The following is a 2,100-nucleotide window of genomic DNA, read 5'->3' on the forward strand; positions in this document are numbered from 1 at the left end:
CGCCCGCCCTTGCTCGAAGAGCAGGGGCTCAGCGTGGCGCTCGACAACGAGCTGCGCAACCGCGCGCTGGCGGTGCCCCAGGTTGACATCACCATCAATGTGCCGCCCAACCTGGAAGTCATGCGCTGGCCAGCCGAGGTTGAGTACGCGGCCTTCATGGTGGTGCGCGAGGCGGTCGAAAACGCGCTGCGCCACTCAGGGGCGAACGCCATCGTGGTTGACCTCTCGGGCGGCGCCCTGTCGCTGCACCTCACCCTTATCGACAATGGTGTCGGGCTGCCCGAGGGCGCCGGGCTGAGCGCAGGGCATCTTGGCATTCTGGGCATGCAGGAGCGCGCCCAGGCGGTGGGTGCCAGCGTGACCTGCAAGAACGTCAAGGTCGGCGGCACCCGCGTTACCTTTCACTGGCAGTGCCTGTCATGACCACCCTTTACCTGGTGGACGACCATCAAATCATGCGCGATGGTCTGCGCGCAATGCTGGAGGCGCGTGGCCACATGGTGATTGGCGAGTCGTCCGAGCCGACCCAGGCGCTCGCCGACCTCTTGCGCCTGCACCCCGAAGTGCTGCTGCTCGACCTGAACCTGGGCGGGCGCTCGGGCTTGGAGCTGCAGACCGAGGTGCAGCGGCGCGCCCTGCCGGTTCGCACGGTGGTATTGACCATGTCGGCACAACCCCACCAGGTGGCCGAGGCACTGCGCCTGGGTGCCAGCGCCTATGTGCTCAAGGGCTCGCCGGCGAGTGAGCTCATGGCCGCCATCGACGCTGCGGTAAAAGGCAAGAAGTACCTCGGTGCCGACGTGGCCGGCCTGGCGCTGGAGGCCCTGACCGAGCAGGACGCCGACCCGCTGAGCCTGTTGTCGCCGCGCGAGCGGCAAATTATCTTGATGGTGGTTGAAGGCCAGTCCAGCGCGGCCATTGGCGCGACGCTGCATCTGTCGCCCAAGACCGTGGCCACCTACCGCAGCCGCCTGATGAAAAAGCTCGATGTGGCCGATGTGCCCAGCCTGGTGCGGCTGGCTGTGCGCTACAAACTCATTGACGCGGATGACTCCGCGACCAAGGGTGGCCACCGCAGCGATACTGATACCTTGCGGGACAGACCTTCAGCTCTGTCCCCAACACTTCAAGCTTACGGGGCAGGTATTTAGCTCTGTCCCCAACACTTCAAGCGTCAACGATTGCTGGCGTGTGCAATCAAACTCTCCCTACAGACGGCACCGTCCGGTCAGCCTAAAGTTATCAGCAAGGGTTGGCCGTGATGCCCATTGGGCACGGTCACCTGGCAACAACTAAGAGAGGCTTACCATGATGCACGCACAGACCTTGCCGACCACAGCAGCCACAGCAGCCACTGCAACCACGGTGCCCTGGCAATCCAGCCGGCGCCACCCTGCCTTGAGGCTCGAAAGCGACGAGCGCTGGTCCACCTTGCAGGAATTGCAAGGCCTGTTGCAATACGAGGACCACCTGCACGACGGCGTTGATGCCGAGTTGTTTCGGCGTCGTCGTCTGAAAGCCGGTCAGTCTGCGCTCACCATGGGCCAGCCGTTCGACGGCCTGTACGTGGTGCGCTTGGGCACGCTCAGGAGCTCGATCACGAATGCCGATGGCGGCATGCATGTGCTGTCGTTTCCCATGAAAGGCAATTTGCTGGGTTTTGACGGCATTTACAAGCACAGCTACATGAGCGATGTGGTGGCCCTGACCGATTGCGATTTGATCCGCATTCCGGCCTCTGACTTGTTTACCTCAGGCAGCAACAACCATCTGGAGCACATGGCCTATTGGGCCAGCAGCCGCGAGATCACGCAGGAGCAGCAGGCCTATTCCCTGACGCGCTCGGTCAAGTCCGAAGCGCGGGTGGCGCGCTTTCTGCAGACCATGTCGCAGCGCTTTGCCGAGCTGGGCTATTCGCCCAACTGCTTCATTTTGCCCATGACGCGGCGCGACATCGGCCACCATCTGAGCGTGACGGTGGAGACAGTGAGCCGGGCGTTCTCGGCACTGGTGCAGGAGGGCATCATTACCGTCGATTTTCGTGAAGTCAACATTCTGTCGCACGATGCCCTGTGCAATTTCGAGAGGTAGCGGCCCTGG

The 2,100-nt window shown here is 62.9% G+C and carries 3 protein-coding genes; all 3 read left to right on the plus strand.

The window, feature by feature from the left end; all coding sequences use genetic code 11:
* Window positions 1–423, plus strand: a 423-nt coding sequence (locus tag IBX54_RS14705; RefSeq protein ID WP_367141853.1) for a sensor histidine kinase, incomplete at its 5' end; no start/stop codon positions are given.
* Complete coding sequence (locus IBX54_RS14710) at window positions 420–1,151, plus strand: response regulator transcription factor (protein WP_296543399.1); 732 nt, start codon at window positions 420–422, stop codon at window positions 1,149–1,151. The genes IBX54_RS14705 and IBX54_RS14710, both read left to right, overlap by 4 nt.
* A gap of 157 nt (window positions 1,152–1,308) precedes the next feature.
* The gene (locus IBX54_RS14715) at window positions 1,309–2,091 is read left to right on the plus strand and encodes a Crp/Fnr family transcriptional regulator (protein WP_296543400.1); all 783 of its coding nucleotides are present in this window, start codon (window positions 1,309–1,311) and stop codon (window positions 2,089–2,091) included.
* The last annotated feature ends 9 nt before the right edge of the window (window positions 2,092–2,100 follow it).

The organism is Rhodoferax sp. (genome assembly GCF_014859475.1).
GTDB lineage: Bacteria > Pseudomonadota > Gammaproteobacteria > Burkholderiales > Burkholderiaceae_C > Rhodoferax.

What these genes read in the sequence shown, in the direction of transcription:
- IBX54_RS14710 (WP_296543399.1), top strand. Translation starts at nt 420, where the DNA reads ATGACCACCCTTTACCTGGTGGACGACCATCAAATCATGCGCGATGGT.
- IBX54_RS14715 (WP_296543400.1), top strand. Translation starts at nt 1,309, where the DNA reads ATGATGCACGCACAGACCTTGCCGACCACAGCAGCCACAGCAGCCACT.